Source organism: Actinomycetota bacterium (genome assembly GCA_030684515.1).
GTDB lineage: Bacteria > Actinomycetota > Actinomycetes > S36-B12 > S36-B12 > UBA11398.
In genome coordinates, this window is sequence record JAUXVJ010000024.1 from 442,660 (window position 1) to 463,172 (window position 20,513).

Annotated in this window: 18 protein-coding genes; 13 read left to right on the forward strand and 5 right to left on the reverse strand. The window is 59.7% G+C overall.

Annotation, left to right across the window (positions count from 1 at the left end; genetic code table 11):
- Nucleotides 1–2: 2 nt before the first annotated feature.
- The 5 genes from Q8M73_11000 to Q8M73_11020 are packed head-to-tail and all read left to right on the forward strand — an operon-like array spanning nt 3 to nt 4,465.
- On the forward strand, nt 3–899 hold the full coding sequence (locus Q8M73_11000) for a TIGR01777 family oxidoreductase (protein MDP2289077.1): 897 nt from the start codon (nt 3–5) through the stop codon (nt 897–899).
- Nucleotides 896–2,146 (forward strand): FAD-dependent oxidoreductase, encoded by a 1,251-nt coding sequence (locus Q8M73_11005; protein ID MDP2289078.1) that lies wholly within the window; start codon nt 896–898, stop codon nt 2,144–2,146. The genes Q8M73_11000 and Q8M73_11005 overlap by 4 nt, the downstream gene beginning before the upstream one ends.
- The gene (gene lipB, locus Q8M73_11010) at nt 2,143–2,811 is read left to right on the forward strand and encodes a lipoyl(octanoyl) transferase LipB (GenBank protein MDP2289079.1); all 669 of its coding nucleotides are present in this window, start codon (nt 2,143–2,145) and stop codon (nt 2,809–2,811) included. Before Q8M73_11005 ends, lipB begins: the two co-directional genes overlap by 4 nt.
- Nucleotides 2,808–3,749 (forward strand): lipoyl synthase, encoded by a 942-nt coding sequence (gene lipA, locus Q8M73_11015; GenBank protein MDP2289080.1) that lies wholly within the window; start codon nt 2,808–2,810, stop codon nt 3,747–3,749. The genes lipB and lipA overlap by 4 nt, the downstream gene beginning before the upstream one ends.
- A gap of 38 nt (nt 3,750–3,787) precedes the next feature.
- Nucleotides 3,788–4,465: a DUF4191 domain-containing protein gene (locus Q8M73_11020; GenBank protein MDP2289081.1), complete on the forward strand. Its 678-nt coding sequence runs from the start codon at nt 3,788–3,790 to the stop codon at nt 4,463–4,465.
- Between the two features lie 23 nt (nt 4,466–4,488).
- Here the strand turns inward: Q8M73_11020 and Q8M73_11025 are convergent, their stop codons facing one another.
- Nucleotides 4,489–4,884 carry an RDD family protein gene (locus Q8M73_11025; GenBank protein MDP2289082.1) on the reverse strand — a complete coding sequence of 132 codons (396 nt, stop codon included), beginning with the start codon at nt 4,882–4,884 and terminating at the stop codon, nt 4,489–4,491.
- Nucleotides 4,885–5,032: 148 nt separating this feature from the next.
- Here Q8M73_11025 and glnA point away from each other — a divergent pair, with 148 nt between their 5' ends.
- Complete coding sequence (gene glnA / locus Q8M73_11030) at nt 5,033–6,457, forward strand: type I glutamate--ammonia ligase (GenBank protein MDP2289083.1); 1,425 nt, start codon at nt 5,033–5,035, stop codon at nt 6,455–6,457.
- Nucleotides 6,458–6,535: 78 nt separating this feature from the next.
- On the opposite strand, the gene Q8M73_11035 is transcribed toward glnA, so the two are convergent.
- Both Q8M73_11035 and Q8M73_11040 read right to left on the reverse strand, forming a co-directional pair.
- The gene (locus tag Q8M73_11035) at nt 6,536–9,559 is read right to left on the reverse strand and encodes a bifunctional [glutamine synthetase] adenylyltransferase/[glutamine synthetase]-adenylyl-L-tyrosine phosphorylase (protein ID MDP2289084.1); all 3,024 of its coding nucleotides are present in this window, start codon (nt 9,557–9,559) and stop codon (nt 6,536–6,538) included.
- A 55-nt stretch (nt 9,560–9,614) separates the two neighbouring features.
- On the reverse strand, nt 9,615–10,952 hold the full coding sequence (locus Q8M73_11040) for a glutamine synthetase family protein (protein ID MDP2289085.1): 1,338 nt from the start codon (nt 10,950–10,952) through the stop codon (nt 9,615–9,617).
- A gap of 145 nt (nt 10,953–11,097) precedes the next feature.
- On the opposite strand from Q8M73_11040, the gene Q8M73_11045 reads away from it, so the two are divergent.
- Together Q8M73_11045 and panB are read left to right on the forward strand one after the other, a co-directional pair.
- On the forward strand, nt 11,098–12,813 hold the full coding sequence (locus Q8M73_11045; GenBank protein MDP2289086.1) for an NAD+ synthase: 1,716 nt from the start codon (nt 11,098–11,100) through the stop codon (nt 12,811–12,813).
- Between the two features lie 278 nt (nt 12,814–13,091).
- Nucleotides 13,092–13,928 carry a 3-methyl-2-oxobutanoate hydroxymethyltransferase gene (panB, locus tag Q8M73_11050; GenBank protein MDP2289087.1) on the forward strand — a complete coding sequence of 279 codons (837 nt, stop codon included), beginning with the start codon at nt 13,092–13,094 and terminating at the stop codon, nt 13,926–13,928.
- Between the two features lie 10 nt (nt 13,929–13,938).
- Here panB and npdG read toward each other — a convergent pair whose 3' ends face one another.
- Complete coding sequence (gene npdG / locus Q8M73_11055) at nt 13,939–14,637, reverse strand: NADPH-dependent F420 reductase (GenBank protein ID MDP2289088.1); 699 nt, start codon at nt 14,635–14,637, stop codon at nt 13,939–13,941.
- Between the two features lie 169 nt (nt 14,638–14,806).
- On the opposite strand from npdG, the gene Q8M73_11060 reads away from it, so the two are divergent.
- The 5 genes from Q8M73_11060 to Q8M73_11080 all read left to right on the forward strand — a co-directional run bounded on the left by Q8M73_11060 (nt 14,807) and on the right by Q8M73_11080 (nt 19,144).
- Entirely contained in the window at nt 14,807–15,247 is a 441-nt protein-coding gene (locus tag Q8M73_11060) for a hypothetical protein (protein ID MDP2289089.1), read from the forward strand.
- A 272-nt stretch (nt 15,248–15,519) separates the two neighbouring features.
- Nucleotides 15,520–16,383, forward strand: coding sequence for a type I methionyl aminopeptidase (map, locus tag Q8M73_11065; GenBank protein MDP2289090.1), 864 nt, complete (start codon nt 15,520–15,522; stop codon nt 16,381–16,383).
- Nucleotides 16,380–17,180, forward strand: a complete 801-nt coding sequence (locus Q8M73_11070) for an ROK family protein (GenBank protein ID MDP2289091.1) — start codon at nt 16,380–16,382, stop codon at nt 17,178–17,180. The genes map and Q8M73_11070 overlap by 4 nt, the downstream gene beginning before the upstream one ends.
- Nucleotides 17,181–17,289: 109 nt before the next feature.
- Nucleotides 17,290–17,748: a MarR family transcriptional regulator gene (locus tag Q8M73_11075; GenBank protein ID MDP2289092.1), complete on the forward strand. Its 459-nt coding sequence runs from the start codon at nt 17,290–17,292 to the stop codon at nt 17,746–17,748.
- Between the two features lie 16 nt (nt 17,749–17,764).
- Nucleotides 17,765–19,144, forward strand: coding sequence for an NAD-dependent malic enzyme (locus tag Q8M73_11080; protein MDP2289093.1), 1,380 nt, complete (start codon nt 17,765–17,767; stop codon nt 19,142–19,144).
- 67 nt (nt 19,145–19,211) lie between these two features.
- Here the strand turns inward: Q8M73_11080 and Q8M73_11085 are convergent, their stop codons facing one another.
- On the reverse strand, nt 19,212–20,468 hold the full coding sequence (locus Q8M73_11085; protein ID MDP2289094.1) for an amidohydrolase family protein: 1,257 nt from the start codon (nt 20,466–20,468) through the stop codon (nt 19,212–19,214).
- Between the last annotated feature and the right edge of the window lie 45 nt (nt 20,469–20,513).

Here is a 20,513-nt window from a genome sequence, read left to right on the forward strand (position 1 = left end):
CGATGAGGGTCGCGGTCACAGGCTCAACAGGGCTCATCGGTACTGCACTTGTTGCTCAACTGCGCCTGGATGGCCATACGGTCAGCCGCTTGGTCCGCCGCAGCGCAGCTTCGGCTGACGAGATCTCTTGGGATCCCGTGGCTGGCACTGTTGATCTTGCAGCACTTGAAGGCACTGAAGCGGTATTCCATCTCGCTGGAGCCGGCGTCGGCGATCATCGGTGGACTGATGCCTACAAGGCTGAGATTCTCAACAGTCGGGTCCTGGGGACCCAGACCATCGCTCGGGCCCTTGCTGCACTGGCCTCACCGCCCGCAGTTCTGGTCTCAGGGTCCGCGATCGGCTGGTACGGCGACACAGGTGACCAGATTGTCGACGAGCAGGCTCCTGCCGGCCAAGGATTTCTCGCTGAGGTGGTGCAGGCCTGGGAGGCAGCAACTGCGACCGCAAGTGAGGCAGGCATTCGTGTCGTGCACGCGCGCACCGGACTCGTGGTTGCCCGCGACGGCGGCGCTTGGGCTCGCATGTTCCCGCTCTTTCGCCTCGGGGTCGGCGGAAAGTTGGGCCCGGGCAATCAGTACTGGTCGTGGATCTCACTGCGAGATGAAATCTCGGCACTGCTCTACTGCATGACCAACTCAGCAATCTCAGGTCCGGTGAATCTGACCGGGCCAAGTGCTGTGACCAACAGCGAGGTCACCTCTGCCATGGGACGTGTCATGGGCCGTCCCACACTTCTGCCTGTCCCCGCTGCCGCCCTGAAGATCGTGCTGGGTGAATTCTCAAGTGAGGTGCTGGGCAGCATCAGGGTCACTCCCGCTGTACTTCAAGCCGCCCAGTTCGCCTGGGCCGACACCACGATTGAATCCGCGATCAGCACTGCGTGGCGCAGCCCTTGAGCGTTGACGTCATCATCGTTGGAGCCGGACTCGCGGGTCTGGCCGCAGCGCGTGAACTGAGTCTTGCTGGAATCGAAGTCGCCGTGCTTGAAGCAAGTGACCAGGTTGGCGGTCGAGTTCGCACTGATTACGTCGACGGACTGCAACTGGATTGGGGTTTTCAGGTCTATAATCCGGCCTATCCCGAAGCCGCCCGAATTCTTGATCACCCAGCTCTCGCGCTTCGCCCACTGGCGCCAGGCCTTGGTATCCGCCTCGGCAACGGCCGCCTGATGCGTCTGGGTGATCCACGCAAGCACTTGACCTGGGGACTGCGTGGCCTTGGTCCGGGTTCTGGCTCGCCGGTGGCCAAGATGCGTCTTGCTCGCTACCTCTTGCATCTTGCTCGCCAGTCACCTGGGCTGCTGCAAGAAGAGGCAGACATCACTGCTCGGGACGCGCTCGTGCAAGCCGGGATAGGCGAAACTCTCATCGATCAAATCCTGGCTCCATTTCTCGCGGGCGTGTTTCTTGAGCCCGACCTTGTGACTTCGCGCAGATTCATGGACCTGGTTCTGCGCTCCTTTGCGAACGGTCGACCGTCGCTGCCAGCCAAGGGCATGCAGGCAATACCCGAGCAGATCCATGCAGCGCTGCCTCCCGGCACTGTGCAGCTCAACTCTGCTGTGGTGAAGATCAACAACAAGTCGGTCAACACCGCTGACAATGGAAGCGTGCGAGCCAAACTGGTGATTATGGCAACACAGGCACCTGCCGCCGAAAAGCTCGCGCCCGGACTTCGTCTCCCAACTGGCCGCGCGGTGACGACTTGGTACCACCTCGCCGATGCGCCCGCAGAGCAACTCACCAACGGCCAATCACTACTGCTCGTCGACAGCCAACGCAGCGGCGCAGTGATCAACACCGTGGTCGTCAGCCACGCAGCCCCGTCCTACGCCTCGCAGCAGCGCGTTCTGGTCTCCTCGTCCTGCCTTGGGCTGGACACAAGTCAGGACGCTGAACAGTCCGTGCGGATACACCTGTCCAAGTTGTATGCGGCGCCGACTTCAGGCTGGCAATTGGTGGAGCGCTACTCGATTCCCTATGCCCTGCCAGCAATGGAACCTCCGTTCATGGTGCGCAAGCCAATCGAGCACGGATCCTTGCTGCTCGCCGGAGATCACCGTGAAACTGGTTCGATTCAGGGAGCCCTGGTCAGCGGGCGTCGGGCCGCACATCGAGCCCTTGAACTGCTGGACTTACGATGACCACTGTGCAGACCGCGACGCAATTGCAGGTCACGCATGTTGGATTCGGCTCCGCTGCCGTTGAATACTCCGCCACCTGGGACCTCCAGCGCACGATTCATGCACAGGTCGTCAGCGGCGAATCTCCAGACACCCTGCTGCTGCTCGAACACCAATCGGTCTACACCGCGGGTCGCCGTACCGAAGACTTCGAACGCCCAGTTGACTCAACTCCAGTCGTCGATGTCGACCGCGGAGGCAAGATCACCTGGCATGGTCCTGGGCAACTCGTCGGCTACCCCATCATTCGTCTTGGCAGCCCGGTCGATGTCATTGCTCACGTGCGTCGCATAGAGCGAATGCTCGCTGACGTCTGCCGCGAGTTCAGCCTGGATGCACAGCAGGTGAAGGGCCGAAGCGGGGTGTGGATCACTCCCCCGCAAGGCGGCCCAGATCGCAAGGTTGCTGCCATCGGCATCAGAGTGGCAGAAGGCGTCACCATGCATGGCTTTGCTCTGAACTGCGATTGCGACCTCGATGCCTTCAATCGAATCGTGCCGTGCGGCATCAGCGACGCAGAGGTCACTTCACTCAGCCACGAACTTGGTCGCAACGTCACTGTTGAAGAGCTCGTCCCCTTGGTCGAAGCGCGCGCACACATGATGCTTCCGGGGTACTCCGCATGACCGCCGATCCAGTGTTTGTCGGTACCTCAAACGAGGGCCGCAAACTCCTGCGGATTGAAGCGCGAAACGCCGAGACGCCTATTGAGCGCAAGCCCAGTTGGATCCGCACCAAACTTCGCACAGGTCCGGAGTACACGCAGATACGTGAATTAGTGAAGCGCGAAGGCCTGCACACCGTCTGTCAGGAAGCGGGCTGCCCCAATATCTACGAGTGCTGGGAAGACCGAGAGGCCACCTTCCTCATCGGCGGCGAGCAGTGCACACGACGTTGCGATTTCTGCCAGATTCATACCGGCAAGCCACTGCCCCTTGATCGCGATGAGCCGCGTCGAGTGGCCGAGTCGGTCCAGTCGATGCAATTGCGCTACGCCACGGTCACTGGCGTGACGCGAGATGATCTGGACGATGAAGGAGCTTGGCTGTGGGCCGAGACCATTCGACAGATTCGGTCCTTGAACCCCACTACCGGCATTGAAGTGCTGATTCCGGACTTCTCCGGCAAACCAGCACTCCTTGCCGAGGTATTTGCCGAGCGTCCCGAAGTGCTCGCCCATAATCTTGAGACCGTTCCAAGGATCTTCAAGTCAATCCGTCCAGCGTTCAATTACGACCGCAGCCTGGATGTGATTTCGCAAGCTCGAGCAGCAGGTCTGGTCACCAAGAGCAACCTCATCTTGGGTCTAGGCGAGGAGATCTCCGAGGTCGAGCAGGCTCTGCGCGACCTGCACGCAGCGGGTTGCGAACTGGTGACCATCACCCAGTACTTGCGACCATCCAGCGTCCACCACCCAGTGGAGCGCTGGGTGCGTCCTGAGGAATTCGTCGGGCTTGAGGCCACCGCCACCGCAATCGGATTCGCCGGAGTGCTCAGTGGTCCCCTAGTGCGATCCAGCTACCGCGCGGGACGCCTCTACGAGCAGGCAATGGCTGCCCGCTAAATTCATTCCCCACTCCACGACCAATACGATCGGGCCTCATGTTCAAGAGAATTCGCCAGACCTTTACCACCATTGGCCAGAACTGGTCGATGGCACAGAAGGTCCATCGCCTGCTGGCCCTGGAGATCCTCGGATTCTTCATCGCCGGTTTTGTGGTCATCGCCCTGCCCGTTGCGTACTTCCTGAACTGGCCAACCGCGATCCTGCTCGGCATCCCTGCAGGTTCGGCTGCCGCAGTGTTCTGGTTCAGCCGCCGTGCGATGTCAGCCGCATACACCTCCATCGAAGGTCAGCCGGGAGCTGCTGCTGCCGTCGTGCAGAACCTTCGTGGTGGCTGGCAGGTCACCCCTGGCGTCGCGGTGAACAAGAATCAAGACCTCATCAGCCGAGTTGTCGGCAAGCCTGGCGTCATTCTGATTTCTGAGGGTCCAAGCAGCCGAGTTGTGCCGATGCTGGCTGCTGAGCGACGCAAGACCGCACGTTGGGTTCCCGACGTGCCGATCTATGAGCTTCAGATCGGCAACGAGGACGGGCAGATCAAGCTTTCCAAGCTTCAACGCTCTCTCACCAAACTCCCGCGCAACCTGCGAGGAGGCGAGATCACTGAGATGCGTCGCCGTCTTGACGCGGTGAGTTCAGTCGGTGGCAGCCTGCCCGTGCCCAAGGGCCCGATGCCCACGAGCGCACGCCAGGTTCGTCGTCGTCGCGGGATGTAGCTCACGCCGCTAGACCGCCTGGCTCAACTGGCGCGTGAGCGCAGAGCGACACTGCCGACCGCGCGATCGTGCAGGCCTCTGCCCTGCGAGTCGAAGATCACCGCGGGGATGACCAGACAGATCAGCAGCGTGCGCAAGGCGATGCGCCACAGTGAAAGTCGCCGGCCAGCCAGATCCACCACTTCAACGCGCAAGAAGCGTTGCCCGAAACTGCTGGCAAAGAACCAGGTGAACAAGCTGACCTCGGCGAAGAAGACCGCGAGGATCGGCAAGGCTGCATTGTCACTCCACGGGCGAAGGCCAGGGAAGATGACCGAGGCCACCAGCACGCTGGCCACCCAATCGATGGTGATGGCAGCTAGGCGGCGGCCAAGTCCGGCCACCTTGCCGGGCAACTGGAGAGGGGCAGGCGAGGTCACCAAGAAACCGTAGTGGGCAAGCACCTCCGCATGCCGATCGGCATGTGGGTGCTTGAGCCACCACTACTAGAGTGCAGATCGTTCCAGCGGCTTGGCCCACTGAGAGTCCCTTGGGCCACGATAAGCACCATCAGGTGCAGGAGGTGTCATGTTCAGCAATGCCGAGGAAGTACTGAAGTACGTCAAGGCCGAGGGCGTCGAGTTCATCGATGTTCGCTTCATCGATCTGCCTGGCGTCATGCAGCACTTCAACATGCCAGCGGTGTCCTTCGACGAGGCGGTCTTCGAAGACGGGCTCATGTTCGACGGATCCTCAATCCGCGGCTTCCAAGCCATCCACGAATCAGACATGAAACTGATCCCTGATCCGGCAACTGCCTACCTCGATCCATTCCGCAAGGCCAAGACGCTGGTCATGAACTTCTCGATCCGCGACCCCTTCACTAACGAGCCCTACGGACGCGATCCCCGCAGCGTCGCTGCCAACGCCGAGGCATACCTGGCATCAACCGGTATTGCTGACACCGTGTACTTCGGTCCGGAAGCTGAGTTCTATGTCTTTGATGATGTGCGGTACGACTCCAATCAGCATGAGTCCTACTACCACATTGATTCCATTGAAGCGGCGTGGAATACCGGGCGGGTAGAAGAAGGTGGCAACCTCGGCTACAAGACTCCGTACAAGGGTGGCTACTTCCCAGTGCCACCCGTTGATCACTACGCGGATCTGCGCGATGACATGGTGTCCAAGTTGCTCGGGGTCGGCTTGACCGTCGAGCGCGCGCACCACGAGGTCGGCACTGCAGGACAAGCCGAGATCAACTACAAGTTCAACACTCTTCAGCACGCAGCCGATGAGGTGATGCTGTTCAAGTACATCGTCAAGAACGTGGCCTGGGAGCATGGCAAGAGCGCAACATTCATGCCCAAGCCACTCTTCGGCGACAACGGCTCAGGCATGCACTGCCACCAGTCTTTGTGGAAGGACGGCGAGCCGCTGTTCTATGACGAGCGCGGCTACGGCGGCCTTTCGGACATGGCTCGCTGGTACATCGGTGGCCTTCTGCACCACGCCCCATCCTTGTTGGCGTTCACGAACCCGACGGTGAACAGCTACCACCGACTTGTGCCGGGCTACGAGGCACCAGTGAACTTGGTGTACTCCGCGCGCAACCGCTCGGCATGTATCCGTATTCCTGTGACGGGAAACTCGCCTAAGGCCAAGCGCATCGAGTTCCGGGTGCCTGATCCATCAGCGAATCCCTACCTGGCCTTTGCAGCCATGCTCATGGCTGGCATCGACGGCATCAAGAACAAGATCGAGCCGCTGGCTCCCGTCGACAAGGATCTCTACGAGTTGCCACCAGACGAGCACGCTGCGATCCCGCAGGTGCCGGCTTCGCTCGGCGAGGCACTCAATGCCCTCGAAGCAGACAATGAGTACTTGCAGGCCGGTGGAGTCTTCCCTGCCGACCTGATCGAGACCTGGATCGACTACAAGCGCACCAAGGAGATCGAGCCCATTCAGCTGCGTCCGCACCCCTACGAGTTCAACCTCTATTACGACATCTAGACAGGCGCCGCGCACGGCGAACGAAATGAATTGGAGTGGGCCCTGGGTCCACTCCAATTCATTTTGCGATGTCACTTGTCAAGCATCACCAGAGTCGTAGAACACCCGCTCCATCACGTTGCGCGCGCGTCGGGTGATGCGCTGATAGTCCTCCAACACTCGACCCGCATCCTCGGGTGCGTAGCCGAGTACATAGGCGATTCCGTGAAGTTCGCGAATGTCCGTGGGAACCAGATCTGACGCATGTGCGCGCACCAACATGACCGCATCGCGAATCCGCGCCGCGAACTGCCAAGCCGTGCGCAAGGCATCGACATCAGCACGCGCGATGAGTCCGGCTTGGCAGGCTGCTTCCAGCGCCTGAAGAGTGCGGGTCGTGCGAAGCCCGGGAACCTCATGCGCGTGCTGCAACTGGATCAACTGGGCAACCCATTCGACATCGCTCAGTCCACCGCGTCCCAGCTTGGTGTGAAGATGGGGATCGGCGCCTCGCGGAAGGCGCTCAGCTTCCATCCGCGCCTTCAATCGGCGAATCTCGCGTACCTGTTCGATTTCCAAACCGCCTTGAGGAAACCTCAGGGGAGCGATCAGCGTTTCAAACCGTGCTCCAAGATCGGGATCACCGGCGACAAACTCAGCACGCAGCAGGGCTTGCGACTCCCAGCCAGCAGACCAGCGCGCATAGTAGGCCGCGTAGGAATCCAAGGTCCGAACCAAGGGACCCTGACGACCCTCTGGGCGCAAATCGGCATCGATCACCAACTGGGGATCATTGCTCTGAGCCATCAGCCTCATGCGCAGATCGTTGGCGACCTGGAAGGCCAAACGGCCAGCAGTCTCACCATCGACACCGTCATGGGGGTCATAGACGAACATGACATCTACATCGCTGCCAAGGCCCAGTTCGTGGCCGCCAAATCGACCCATGGCGATCACAGCGAAGGTAAATGGCAGTGGACCTTGAAATTCAGCCGCAACCACATTCAGCGACACATTGAGCGCACCGACCAGGGTCGCCGCCGAGACGTCGGTCAGTGCCCGTTCTACTGCATCGACATCACTGAGGTGCAGCAACTGCGCTGCTGAGATTCGAAAGAGCTCACGGCGACGCAAGGCACGCACTGCAGAGACAGCGCTGTCCGGATCTTCATATCGACCGACAGCCGACTGCGCTTCGGCGATCAGGTTTGCGCGCGAGCGCGGCTGGAGCTCATGATCATCGACCAGCATGGCCACGCTGTCTGGAGCACGCAGCAGCAACTCAGTGGCGTAGCGACTACTGGCCAGCAGTTGCGCCATCCGCTCTGCTGCCACGGATTCATCGCGCAGGAGCCCCAGATACCAATGCGTTGAGCCCAGAGCCTCGCTCACTCGTCGGAAGCCAAGCAATCCGCCGTCCGGTTCCGGCGCATTTGCAAACCATCCAAGCAGCACTGGCAGCAGCGTGCGTTGGATCGCCGCGCGCCTGCTCACTCCGACCGTGAGTGCCTCAATGTGTCGCAGTGCTCCTGGCGGATCCTGATAGCCAAGCACGCGCAACCGTTCTTCAGCTGCCTGCGGCGTCAGGCGAGCTGAACCCGCGTCGAGTCTTGCCACTGCCTGCAACAGCGGCCGATAGAACAACTTCTCGTGCAGCCTGCGCACTTCGCGGGCATGACGTTTCCAGACCGTGATGAGCTCAGTGACGGGGTCGCTGCGGAAGCCCATGGATCGGCCAAGTCGCCGCAATTCGACATCGTCCTCTGGCATCGTGTGCGTGCGTCGCAATCGGAAGAGCTGAATGCGATGCTCAAGGGCACGCAGAAATGAGTAGGCCTCCCCCAGAGTTGAGGCATCGGCGCGACCGACGTAGCCCCATGTTGCGAGCGCTTCGAGCGCGACCAAGGTTGTGCGATTGCGAATGAGCACATCGCTTCTGCCATGCACGAGTTGGAGCAACTGCACAGCAAACTCCACATCGCGAAGACCGCCGGGAGCCAGCTTTAGCTCACGTGCACCAATGCGGCTGGGAATGTTCGCCTCCACTCGGCGACGCATGGCCTGCGCATCCTCAACGAAGCCCTCTCGTTCAACGGCACTCCAGATGAAAGGGGCAACGGCCTGGACGTAACTCTCGCCCAAGGCCAGGTCGCCCGCCGCAGGCCTGGCCTTCAGAAGTGCCTGAAACTCCCAGGTCTTGGCCCAGCGCTTGTAGTAGTCCAGGTGCGAGTTGATCGTGCGCACCAAGGCGCCTTGTCTTCCCTCGGGTCGCAGATTGGCATCGACTTCCCAGATGCGGCCCTCCTTGGTGCTCTCATTGCAGGCGCGCATCATTCCGGTGGCAAGGAGCGTGGCTGAGCGCAGCGCCGAATCCTCGTCGCTGTCAATGGGCTCTGCAACGAAGATGACATCGACATCACTCACATAGTTGAGTTCACGGCCGCCACATTTGCCCATGCCAATGACGGCGAATCGGCAGTCCGCCGCATCCGCAGGCAGGCCCGCACGCGCAATGGCGACAGCTGATTCCAGCACTGCATCGGCCAGATCAGACAGCCATGTCGCCACCAATTTCATGGGCGCCAATTGCGAGAGGTCGCGACTGGCGATACCGAGGAGCTCGCGTCGATAGGCGATGCGCAGCGCATCAAGGGTGCGCGTTGAGTCATCGCGAGCTACTGCGAGTTCGGTGTGGACTTCAGCGCCAACGGCCGCCAGCAGATGCGCGCGAACCTCGATAGCCATGGGAGCCCGGCTCAGCGCCTCACCGTCGGCAAGCACGTCAACCTGCTCGGGATGCCGCACGAGAAAATCACCCAGCGCTTCAGACATCCCAAGCACATCCAGCAGGCGACCGCGAAAGTCCTCATCAGTCCGGAACAGAGTCTTGGCGCTTGCATCACAGCGTTCAAAGAAGCGCTCGAGCATGACGAGCGCGAGATCGGGATCAGCGACGCCGCTGAGGCTGGCCAGCAAGTCAGTCGCAGACTCTGAATCGTCGAGCACGAGGGCAACGGCAGGTCGGTGCAGGATCTGCTCGGCCCGCTCCACGTTGACCACACCAAGGCGAACCAAGCGACTGGCAGGCGAGGCGCTGCGACCTCGACCCACACCTTCACTCATGGCATCCATTAAACCCAGAATCACTGCGCCCTGGGCACTGTGGGCTTCGCCAGTCTTACAAACGTGGCAAGTACTGATCTAGCTCCCACTGGCTGACCTGCCCACGGTAGTTGTCCCACTCGGCCTTCTTGTTGCGAAGGAAGAAGTCAAAGACATGCTCACCCAGAGTCTCGGCAACCAGTTCAGATCGCTCCATCACCTCAAGGGCCTGTCCCAAACTAGCCGGGAGCGCCTTCATGCCCAAGGCGCGGCGCTCAGCCTCGGTCAATGCCCAGACATCCTCCTCGGCACCGGCCGGCAGCTCATAGCCCTCTTCGATTCCCTTGAGACCGGCAGCCAGGATCACGGCGTAGGCAAGGTACGGATTCGCCGCACTGTCCAGAGCTCGGTATTCAATGCGAGTGCTGTTTCCCTTTGATGGCTTGTACATCGGAACGCGAATCAATGCTGAGCTGTTGTTGTGCCCCCAGCAGGCCCACGCGGGGGCTTCGGCCCCACCGAGCAGACGCTTGTATGAGTTCACCCACTGATTGGTGACCGCCGTGATCTCCGGCGCATGCTGAAGAAGACCAGCGATGAAGGCGCGGCCGATCTTTGAAAGTTGCAGCGGGGCACCAGCTTCGTAGAAGACGTTGCGATCGCCCTCGAACAGCGACAAGTGCGTGTGCATACCTGAACCCGGATGCTGGGTGAATGGCTTGGGCATGAAGGTCGCGTACATCCCCTGCTCCAATGCCACCTCCTGCATCACCAGACGGAAGGTCATCAGGTTGTCCGAAGTGGTCAGCGCATCTGCATAGCGAAGATCAATCTCCTGCTGGCCCGGTCCGCCTTCGTGATGGGAGAACTCAACAGAGATGCCCATCTGTTCAAGCATCATGATTGCCTGGCGCCGGAAGTCCGCAGACTGCCCGTGAGGAGTGTTGTCGAAGTATCCGTAGGAATCGGCCGGTTCCGGCGACTCACCAAGCTTGTGCCGACCTTGGAGCAGATAGAACTCGACTTCAGGATGCACATAGAAGGTAAAACCAAGATCAGCAGCCCGCATCAGCGTTCGCTTCAGCACGAATCGTGGATCGGCATAGGAGGCACTGCCATCGGGCATCTGGATATCGCAGAACAATCGCGCGGCGCCGGGACCCTCACTGCGCCAGGGCAGCAGCGAGAAGGTTCCGGGATCCGGCTTGGCGATCATGTCGGATTCATAGACGCGGGTGAAGCCCTCAATGGCCGAGCCATCAAAGCCAATGCCTTCAGCGAAGGCGCCTTCCAGTTCAGCAGGGGCAATGGCAACGGACTTCAGCGTGCCCAGAACATCGGTGAACCAAAGACGAACGAATCGAATATCGCGCTCTTCGATCGTGCGCAGCACGAACTCGGCCTGCTTATCCATATGGTCTTGACCTCCAGGTAACGCACATCCGCGCATCGGCTGAGTTCATTCGATTCGGACAGACTGTACGTGGTCCTATCCTGCCCGCTGCTGTGTTACAGGCGTATGACGTCAGGGACGGCCTGCAGGTGGATACTCTCAGTCAATGCCCACCCTGCGCCTGGCCCTTGCTCAGGCAAACGCCACCGTCGGCGACCTTGAGGCAAATGCCCAGAAAATCCTAAGCATGGCCACTGAAGCAGGTGCCGCTGGCGCCCACCTGATTGCCTTTCCCGAAATGATGCTGACGGGCTACCCCGTGGAGGATCTGGCGCTGCGCCCCTCCTACCAACATGCCTCAATCGCGGCACTGGACCGGCTCTCGGGCGATCTGCTCGCGGCCGGTTTGGGAGATCTCGTCACCGTTGTGGGGTATCTGGACTGCGTTGACACCGGCCCCACGCATGCGCAGGTCTCATCACCAGTCAATGCTGCGGCAGTAATTCATCAGGGGCGCATCGTGGCCCGTTACATCAAGCATCACCTGCCCAATTACGGCGTCTTCGACGAAGCGCGTTACTTCCTGCCTGGCACAGTGCCAACCCATCTGCGCATTGGTGGCACAACCATCACTTTGGCTATCTGTGAGGACCTGTGGCAGACCGGCGGTCCAGTTGAATGGGCCCGAGAAGTGTCATCCTCACTGCTCCTGGTACTCAATGCCTCGCCTTATGAACGCAACAAGACCGATGTTCGACGCACGTTGTGCAGCGAGCGCGCAATCGAGGCGGGATGCGCAGTCGCCTACGTGAATCTCATCGGTGGTCAGGACGAGCTCGTCTTCGACGGGGACTCCATGGTGGTGGATGCCAAGGGCAAGGTAGTTGCACGCGGGGGTCAGTTCGTCGAGGAACTCGTCATCGTGGACCTGCCCATGCCCGAATCGCAGATCCACGACGATGTCACGCAACTCGCCGGACAGCTCAGCAGCAACGAACCCGAGCCTTCAGACAGCACCTTTGAGCGGCTGCCTGAATTCGAGGAGATCTATTCCGCCTTGGTCTGCGGACTTGCCGACTATGTCAACAAGAATCACTTCACCAGTGTGATCCTGGGCCTCAGCGGCGGCATCGATTCCGCGTTAGTGGCAGCACTGGCAGTTGACGCCCTTGGATCGGACCGGGTCTTTGGTGTTTCGATGCCAAGTGTCTATTCATCTGAGCACTCCAAAGATGACGCCGCCGATCTTGCTGAACGCACTGGCCTGCACCTGCGCACGGTTCCCATTGCTCCGATGGTCAACGCCTTCATGGATTCACTCAGGCTGAGCGGCTTGGCCGAGGAGAACCTGCAAGCCAGAGTCCGCGGGACGACTCTGATGGGCATCTCCAATCAAGAGGGCCATCTGGTGCTCACAACAGGCAATAAGAGCGAACTCTCGGTTGGCTATTCGACTTTGTACGGCGACAGCGTCGGTGGATTTGCCCCAATCAAGGACGTCCCAAAAATGCTGGTCTGGGAACTGTCACGTTGGCGCAACGCCCAGGCTGAAGCACTCGGCAGGACACCGCCGATTCCGCCGAGCAGCATCGAGAAGGCCCCAAGCGCTGAACTGCGTCCAGACCAGAAGGATTCAGACTCCCTTCCCGACTATCCCGTGCTGGATGCGCTGCTTGAGGGGTATGTCGCGTCTGATCACGGCTCCGCCCAGCTCATCGATGCTGGCTTTGATCCGGTGATGGTAGATCGGATCATTCAGTTGACCGACGGCGCCGAGTACAAGCGTCGCCAGTACCCCCCCGGCACCAAGATCTCGCTGCGCGCCTTCGGTCGTGATCGACGCCTGCCGATCACCAATGCCTGGCGCGAACATCGAGGCTGATCAGTCGGACTTCTCCACTGAGAAGTACTCCTGCAGTGCTTCTGCCGCATAGGCAGCACCTTCAGTCTTCACAAGTGCATTCATCGGGACCTGGGCGGTGCCGGTAGGCGCATGACCCTGCGTAGGTAGCCCTTACCGGATGTCATCCAAGAGTCCATCGCGAACCTCAATTCTTCACCGGAGAAACCCGGCACTAAGGGATGGTCCAATCGATCTGTCTGTGTCATCATTTACGTGTCCGGGGACTGCGCCCGCAGCCTCGAGATAGGAGCCCCTCGATGGACGTCTCGTCCTCAACGCTGTACGGCTGTGTCAGTAATCGACGATTCACGATGCGTGACCTGCAGGCTGCCACCAATCGCGGCGAACGCTGGGCAATGATCACTGCCTACGACGCACTCACAGCCGGCATCTTTGAGAACGCCGGCATTCCAGCCATTCTCGTTGGCGATTCAGCTGCCTCAGTCGTCTACGGCCACACCACCACTCTTCCCGTCACCGTTGACGATCTCCTGCCATTGGTGCAGGCCGTGGTGCGCGGAACTAGCCAGGCATTGGTCATCGCTGACTTGCCATTTGGCTCCTACCAAGCCTCACCTGCACAGGCGCTCGAGACAGCAGCCCGATTCATGAAAGAAGGTGGCGCGCACGCAGTGAAGCTCGAGGGCGGTGCCGCAGTGTTGCCACAGGTTGAACTGCTCGCCAATGCCGGCATCCCTGTCATCGGACATCTTGGCCTGACGCCGCAGTCGGTCAACTTGTTCGGTGGTTACCGAGTGCAAGGTCGCGGAGAGCAGGGCGAACTGCTGATGCAGGACGCCAAGGCAATGGAATCAGCCGGTGCTGCAGGTCTGGTGCTTGAAGTGGTGCCCAGCGCCCTTGCGACGAAGGTGAGCGAGATTCTCACCATCCCCACGATCGGCATCGGCGCAGGCGCAAGTACCGACGCGCAGGTCATCGTGTGGCAGGACCTCTTGGGTCTGACACCGGATCCTGCGCCGAAGTTTGTCCGACGCTATGCAGATCTGCGCACGGTGATGTCAGATGCAGTTCGCGCCTGGGCCAACGATGTGTCCACAGGTGCGTACCCAGCCGAGGAGCACACCTACAACTAGTCGAGTCCGACTATTCGACGTCGGTCACTCGTATTCCTGAGTGCGCCTTGTATCGACGGTTGATCGAGATGAGATTCGCAGTGAAGGTCTCGACCTGTCCGCAATTGCGCAGACGACCGGCGTAGACCCCGCGAATACCCGCTATGCGCGCAGCAAGCGCCTGCACGAGGTCAGTTGCTTCACGATCATCGCCGACAACCAGCACATCTGTGTCAATGCTGGCAACATCTGGATCAAGCAGCAGAACAGCGGAAATGTGGTGAAAGGCCCCAACTACCCGGCTCTGCGTCAAGATCGAAGCAGCTTGTTGCGCAGCGGACCCTTCAGGTACCGGCAGTGCAAATGCACCCTGCTTGTCGAAGCCAAGTGGATTCACACAGTCCACAACGATCTTGCCGGCAAGTTGCTCCACCAAGCCCTTGAGCAATTGGGCATGTCCGTCCCATGGCACGGCGACGATGACAACATCTGACTGCAATGCACAGTCTTCATTAGATCGACCGAGAATGCCACTGCCAATTTCGTCAGCAATGCCCTGCGCACGCGATGCATCACGCGAACCGATGATCACTTGCTGTCCAGACAATGCAAGTCTTCGCGCAAGTCCGCGACCTTGTTCGCCAGTACCACCAAGAACACCAACAGTGAGTTGTGAAACATCAAGTTGCTGTTGTTCATCGCTTTGCGTTGCAGTTGAGTCTGTTGTCATAGCGTCGGATCATGCCAGAGATGCAAAATGCGCATCTGAAAAGCGAATAGCGATTCGACACGATTGCAGTTGTGAATGTGTATGTACTAGAGATTTATGCAATGCTCTGTCAGAGTTTTCATTGAAGGACTCTGCTAGGGATGCAGATTCCGACTACACAGGAGGCACAGTGGCAGTCGCAAAGAAGGCAGTGAAGAAGGCTCCGGCCCGCAAGACTGCAGCGAAGAAGGCAGTCAAGAAGGCTCCGGCCCGCAAGACTGCAGTGAAGCGCGTTGCAAAGAAGGCTCCGGTTCGCAAGACCGCAGCAAAGAAGGCAGTCAAGAAGGCTCCGGCCCGCAAGACTGCAGTGAAGCGCGTTGCAAAGAAGGCTCCGGTTCGCAAGACCGCAGCAAAGCGCACCGTGAAGAAGGCAGTCAAGAAGACTGCGGCGAAGCGCACCGTGAAGAAGGCAGTCAAGAAGACTGCCGTCAAGCGCACCGTCAAGAAGGCTCCGGTTCGCAAGACCGCAGCAAAGCGCACCGTCAAGAAGGCAGTCAAGAAGGCTCCGGCCCGCAAGACTGCAGTGAAGCGCGTTGCAAAGAAGGCGCCAGCTCGCAGGGCTGCCCGGTAAACAACCGCCAGAACGCGAATGAAGCCCGCACCTTTCGGTGCGGGCTTCATTCGTTTACAGCGGCCAGCCGTTAGTCGTCATCAGCATCAAAGGCGGCATTGCGATCGTGCGCAGTGGCCATGGCAGCGTCAGCCTCAGCCTCAGTTGCATATGGGCCCATTCGTTCAGCATTCGCGCAACCAGCCTCGGGTTCCACTCGCTGATGAACTAGACAGAAGTACCAAGCCATGACGATTCCCTTCCTCGATGGGACTGAACCTAGACTGCTGTCCATGTCAACGGTTGCTCCACACGCGGAAGTTCGCCCGGGTCGCATCTCGGCGAAAAGAGCCGTGCCACAGACCATTGCCAGGCCTGAATATGTCGGCAAGCCAGGCCCCGCGACATTCACGGGTTCAGAAGTCAAGGATGCCCAGACCATCGAGCTGATGCGCATCTCAGGACACCTCGGGGCACTCACTCTCGCCGAGGTGGGAAGACATGTTCGTCCCGGCATCACCACGGACGCCCTGGACGCAATTGCGCACGAGTTCATCTGCGACCACGGCGCCTATCCCTCGCCACTTGAGTACAAGGGATTTCCTAAATCCATTTGCACCTCGGTGAACGAGGTCATCTGCCACGGCATTCCGGATTCGACGCAATTGCGCGAAGGTGACATCTGCAATATCGACGTCACAGTGTTCATCGGTGGCGTGCACGGCGATACGAATGCAACGTTTCCTGTCGGCGAGGTGACGCAAGAAGCCGCGCTGCTGATCGAGCGAACGCATGAAGCGATGAACCGCGCGATCAAGGCTGTCGCACCAGGACGCCCGATCAATGTCATTGGCCGAGTCATTGAGAGCTACGCCAGGAGATTCGACTACGGGGTCATTCGCGATTTCACCGGTCATGGAATCGGCACCGCATTTCATTCAGGCCTGGTGATCCCGCACTACGACGATCCCAATGCCGATTTGATCATGGTTCCTGGCATGACCTTCACCATTGAACCGATGATTGCCCTTGGCACGTATGACTACGAGATCTGGAACGATGACTGGACCGTGGTCACCGCAGATCGCAAACTGACGGCACAGTTTGAGCACACTGTTCTTGTCACAAATGACGGAGTAGAGGTACTGACCAAATGACGACCATCCCAACGGTGTCGACCCATAGTTGGCCAGCGGCCAGCAACCCGTGGCCCACTGATGTGCACACTCTCGCGATTGACATTGGTGGCACTGGCTTCAAAGCCTCCGTTCTTGACGAACACGGCGCCATGGTTGTCGATGAGGTGCGCATCGCCACTCCATATCCGTGCCCACCCGAAACCTTTGTCTCGACAATCCTTGACCTCGTCAAGCCCCTTCCCGCTGCCCACCGGGTCACGGTTGGATTTCCTGGCCTTGTGCGCCAGGGCGTCGTGCTCGAAGTGCCATCGCTCTCACGTCGCGTGCGCCACGGTGAGCGCGATGAAAGCCTGGCAAAAGCATGGTCCGGGTTTGATCTGCGCACCGCTATCGCCACCGCGATGAGCCTGCCGACGAAGGTGGCAAACGACGCTGACGTGCAGGGCTGTGCCGTTGCTCAAGGCACAGGCTTGGAGTTCGTCCTGACCCTGGGAACCGGCGTCGGCACCTCGCTGTTTCAAGATGGGCAGCTCCTCCCCCATCTTGAGCTCTCGCATGGCCCCTACGACGACACCATGACTATCGACATTGCGATTGGCGATTACCAGTTGCGCCACATCGGCGTGGAATCCTGGCTGGTCAAGGTGCGCAAAGCCATTGCCTTCTTCGATGCCATGCTGAGCTTCGATCACCTCTATGTCGGTGGCGGCAACGCCCGACTCCTGACTCCGGCGGATATCGGTCCCAAGGGCTCCTTGGTCTCCAATGAGAACGGGATCCTGGGCGGCATTCGCATCTGGGAACTGGACGCCTAAGCCGTCTGCTGCGCGCATCACCTTTACATAGGTGCAATTGACTTTACATAGGTGCAATTGACCGAAATAAGAAGTTTCAATTTCAACTATTTCTGCGTATCATCGGGGCATGACCCAATGGCTGACCGTGGAACAGCAGCAGTCGTGGCGCGCATGGATCGCTGCCACCACCTTGCTCCCTGAATACCTGGGTCGTGACCTTCAATGTGACAGCGGACTGACTCTGCCGGACTACGAGATTCTGGTTCGCCTTTCAGAGTCCCCTGACCGGCGCATCCGCATGAGCGATCTCGCGGAACGCACTTTGGCCTCCCGCAGCCGCTTGTCCCACCAGGTCGATCGGATGGAGAAAGCGGGCCTTGTCAGCCGTGAATCCTGCGCAGATGACCGACGCGGATCATTCGCCGTGCTCACCGACAAGGGCTGGAAATCACTGGTAGCGGCGGCTCCGGCGCACGTTGAGAGTGTCCGCACCCACCTGGTGGATGTCCTGACTCCGGAGGAGTTCGAGTCCCTCGGACGCATATGCGCGAAGGTCAACGAACACCTGCAAACGCTGACCCATTGATCACTAGACTCCTCCGGTGATCAATTTCGAGACCTCGTACACGGCCCGCATTCGCACCACCCCTGAAGTCCACGCCTCGGGAGAACTCACGCATGCGGTGACCTCCCTTGAGGGTGTCGTGACCGGCATGGATGTGGTTGAGCCCGGCCATGAGCTTGTGGTCTTGGAACTGACCTGCCTGGTCGCCGGAGACGATGCTGCTGATCGCCTGACAGTCGCGCTCAGTGCAGTCCCTGGGTGCCAGGTCGAGCATGTCAGCGACTCCGTCCTGCTGATCCATGCCGGAGGCAAGCTGGAGATTCAGGCAACTGTGCCAATGAGCAATCGCGTTGAACTTGCTCGCGCCTACACCCCTGGCGTTGCACGCGTCTGCCTTGCGATCGCCGCAGATCCGTCCTTGGCCCGTGAGCTCACCATCAAGCGCAACACCGTCGCTGTTGTCACCGACGGCTCCGCAGTACTCGGACTGGGCAACCTTGGCCCAGAAGCCTCAATGCCTGTGATGGAGGGCAAAGCAGCACTCTTCAAGCGCTTCGCCAATATCGACGCATGGCCCATTGCCTTGGCGACCAACGATGTCGACGAGATCGTGCGCGCCGTTCAATTGATTGCGCCCGGCTTTGGCGGAATCAACCTCGAAGACATTTCTGCACCACGCTGCTTTGAGGTCGAGCGCCGGCTCCGTGAAACCTTGGACATCCCGGTGATGCACGACGACCAGCACGGCACTGCCGTTGTGGTGCTTGCCGCGCTTCGCAATGCTGCTCGCCTGGTCAAGAAGGATCTCAGCAAGCTGCGCATCGTCATGGTGGGTGCGGGAGCCGCCGGCGCTGCCGTTGCCCACCTCCTGATGAAGGCTGGCGTCAATGACATCGTGCTCTTTGACTCCAAGGGGGCGCTGCACATGGATCGCGAGTTCAGCGATGCCGACAAGAAGGATCTGGCCAGCCGCACCAACCCGCGCAATGTCACCAGCAGCCTGTCTGATGCCATGGTCGATGCCGACGTCTTCATCGGCGTCTCTCAGCCGGGCATGATCACAGCTGAGGATGTCTCGCGCATGGCCAAGGATGCAATCGTCTTTGCTCTGGCCAACCCGATTCCAGAAATCGATCCGATCGAGGCTCACAAGCACGCGGCCGTCGTGGCTACCGGGCGCAGCGACTACCCGAATCAGATCAACAATGTGCTTGCATTCCCTGGCATCTTCCGCGGAATGCTGGACAGTGGCGCACACGTGATCACCGATGAGGTGCTCGTTGCCGCAGCCAACGCGATTGCGGACGTCGTCACTGAAGATCAACTGTCTTCGGGATACATCATCCCCAGCGTCTTCGATGAGCATGTTGCACCGGCAGTGGCTGCCGCGGTTGCCGCTGCTGCCAACCCCAGCTAGCTGGGCACTGCTGCAATCTTCGGTGGTCTGGGCAGCACTTCACCCAGACCACCGAGCAGATCGATTCCTAGGCGTTGCTCGCTTCAAACATCGCGCGCCATTCGTGCTTTGAGCGCAGGGTCGTGTCGACATCTGGCGATGCGGCGCGCAGGGCGCCGACAGTGGCATCTTCCTTGCTGATGTGCTTGAAGGTGTCCCAACTGAAGAATCGCGCGCTGTTCTCCCACGTGAACATATTGATCTCGTTATCGGGCACGCCAGCACCGTTCATCTCGGCCAGCACGAATTCAGGCGCATCGGGGAAGATCGAATCTGAATGCGGGTAGTCGCATTCCCAGGCGATGACTTCCAGCCCGATGTCTGCCCGTACTTTCAGGGCAGTCGGGTCAGTCACGTAGCAGGCAAGTGAGTGCTCACGGAAGATCTCACTAGGCAACTTGCCGCCAAGATCATGTCCCAGCCAGCGCTGGTTTGTGTAGTGGCGATCGCATCGGTTCAAGTAGAACGGGATCCAGCCGATGCCGGCCTCTGACCACGCCACCTTCAGATCTGGATACGCCATGAATGCCCCGCCCCAGAGCAGGTCCTGAGCCGCGAATGTGGATACCTGAGTGGCAAGAATGATCATGTTGTCGATGGGTGCACCCGGGGCCATGTTGATCGCCGCGAAACCCTGCCCGATATGCATGCACAGCACGACCTGCAGGTCCGAGCACGCCTGGAAGAACGGTCCCCAATATTCAAGATCGTGGTAACTCGGCAGACCTTGAATGTGCGGAAGCTCTGGCATCGTCACTGCGTGGCAGCCCTTGGCCGCAACCCGGCGAACCTCGGCGACCATCGCCTCACGATCCCAGACGGGAATGATGGCAAGCGGAATGAAACGCCCTGGATACGCGGCGCACCATTCGTCGATGTGCCAGTCGTTGTAGGCCTTCAGCATCACAAGTGACAGTTCCTTGTCGGCCGCCTCTTGGAAGAAGCGAGCGCTGAAGCCGGCATAGGAAGGAAAGCACATCGAAGCGAGGATGCCGTTGCGATTCATATCGCGCACGCGCTCGTGGATGTCATAGGCGCCCGGACGCATCTCAGAGTAGGTGGAGGGATCAAATCCCCACTCCTCAGCTGGCCACCCAACAACGGCGTTCATGCTCGTGGAACCACTCCACTGCCCCTGAAAGGTCCATGACTCAACTCCGCGCTCATCAACGAGCAACTTGGGTGCCTTGTCGAGGAGTGAAGCGGGAAGATGCGCATCGAACATGTCGCGCGGTTCAATGACGTGATCGTCATTGCTGATCAAGATGAGATCGTTGACATTCATGCAAGGGCTCCTTCATGTGTTTGGCCGAGATGGGCGAACGGAGGA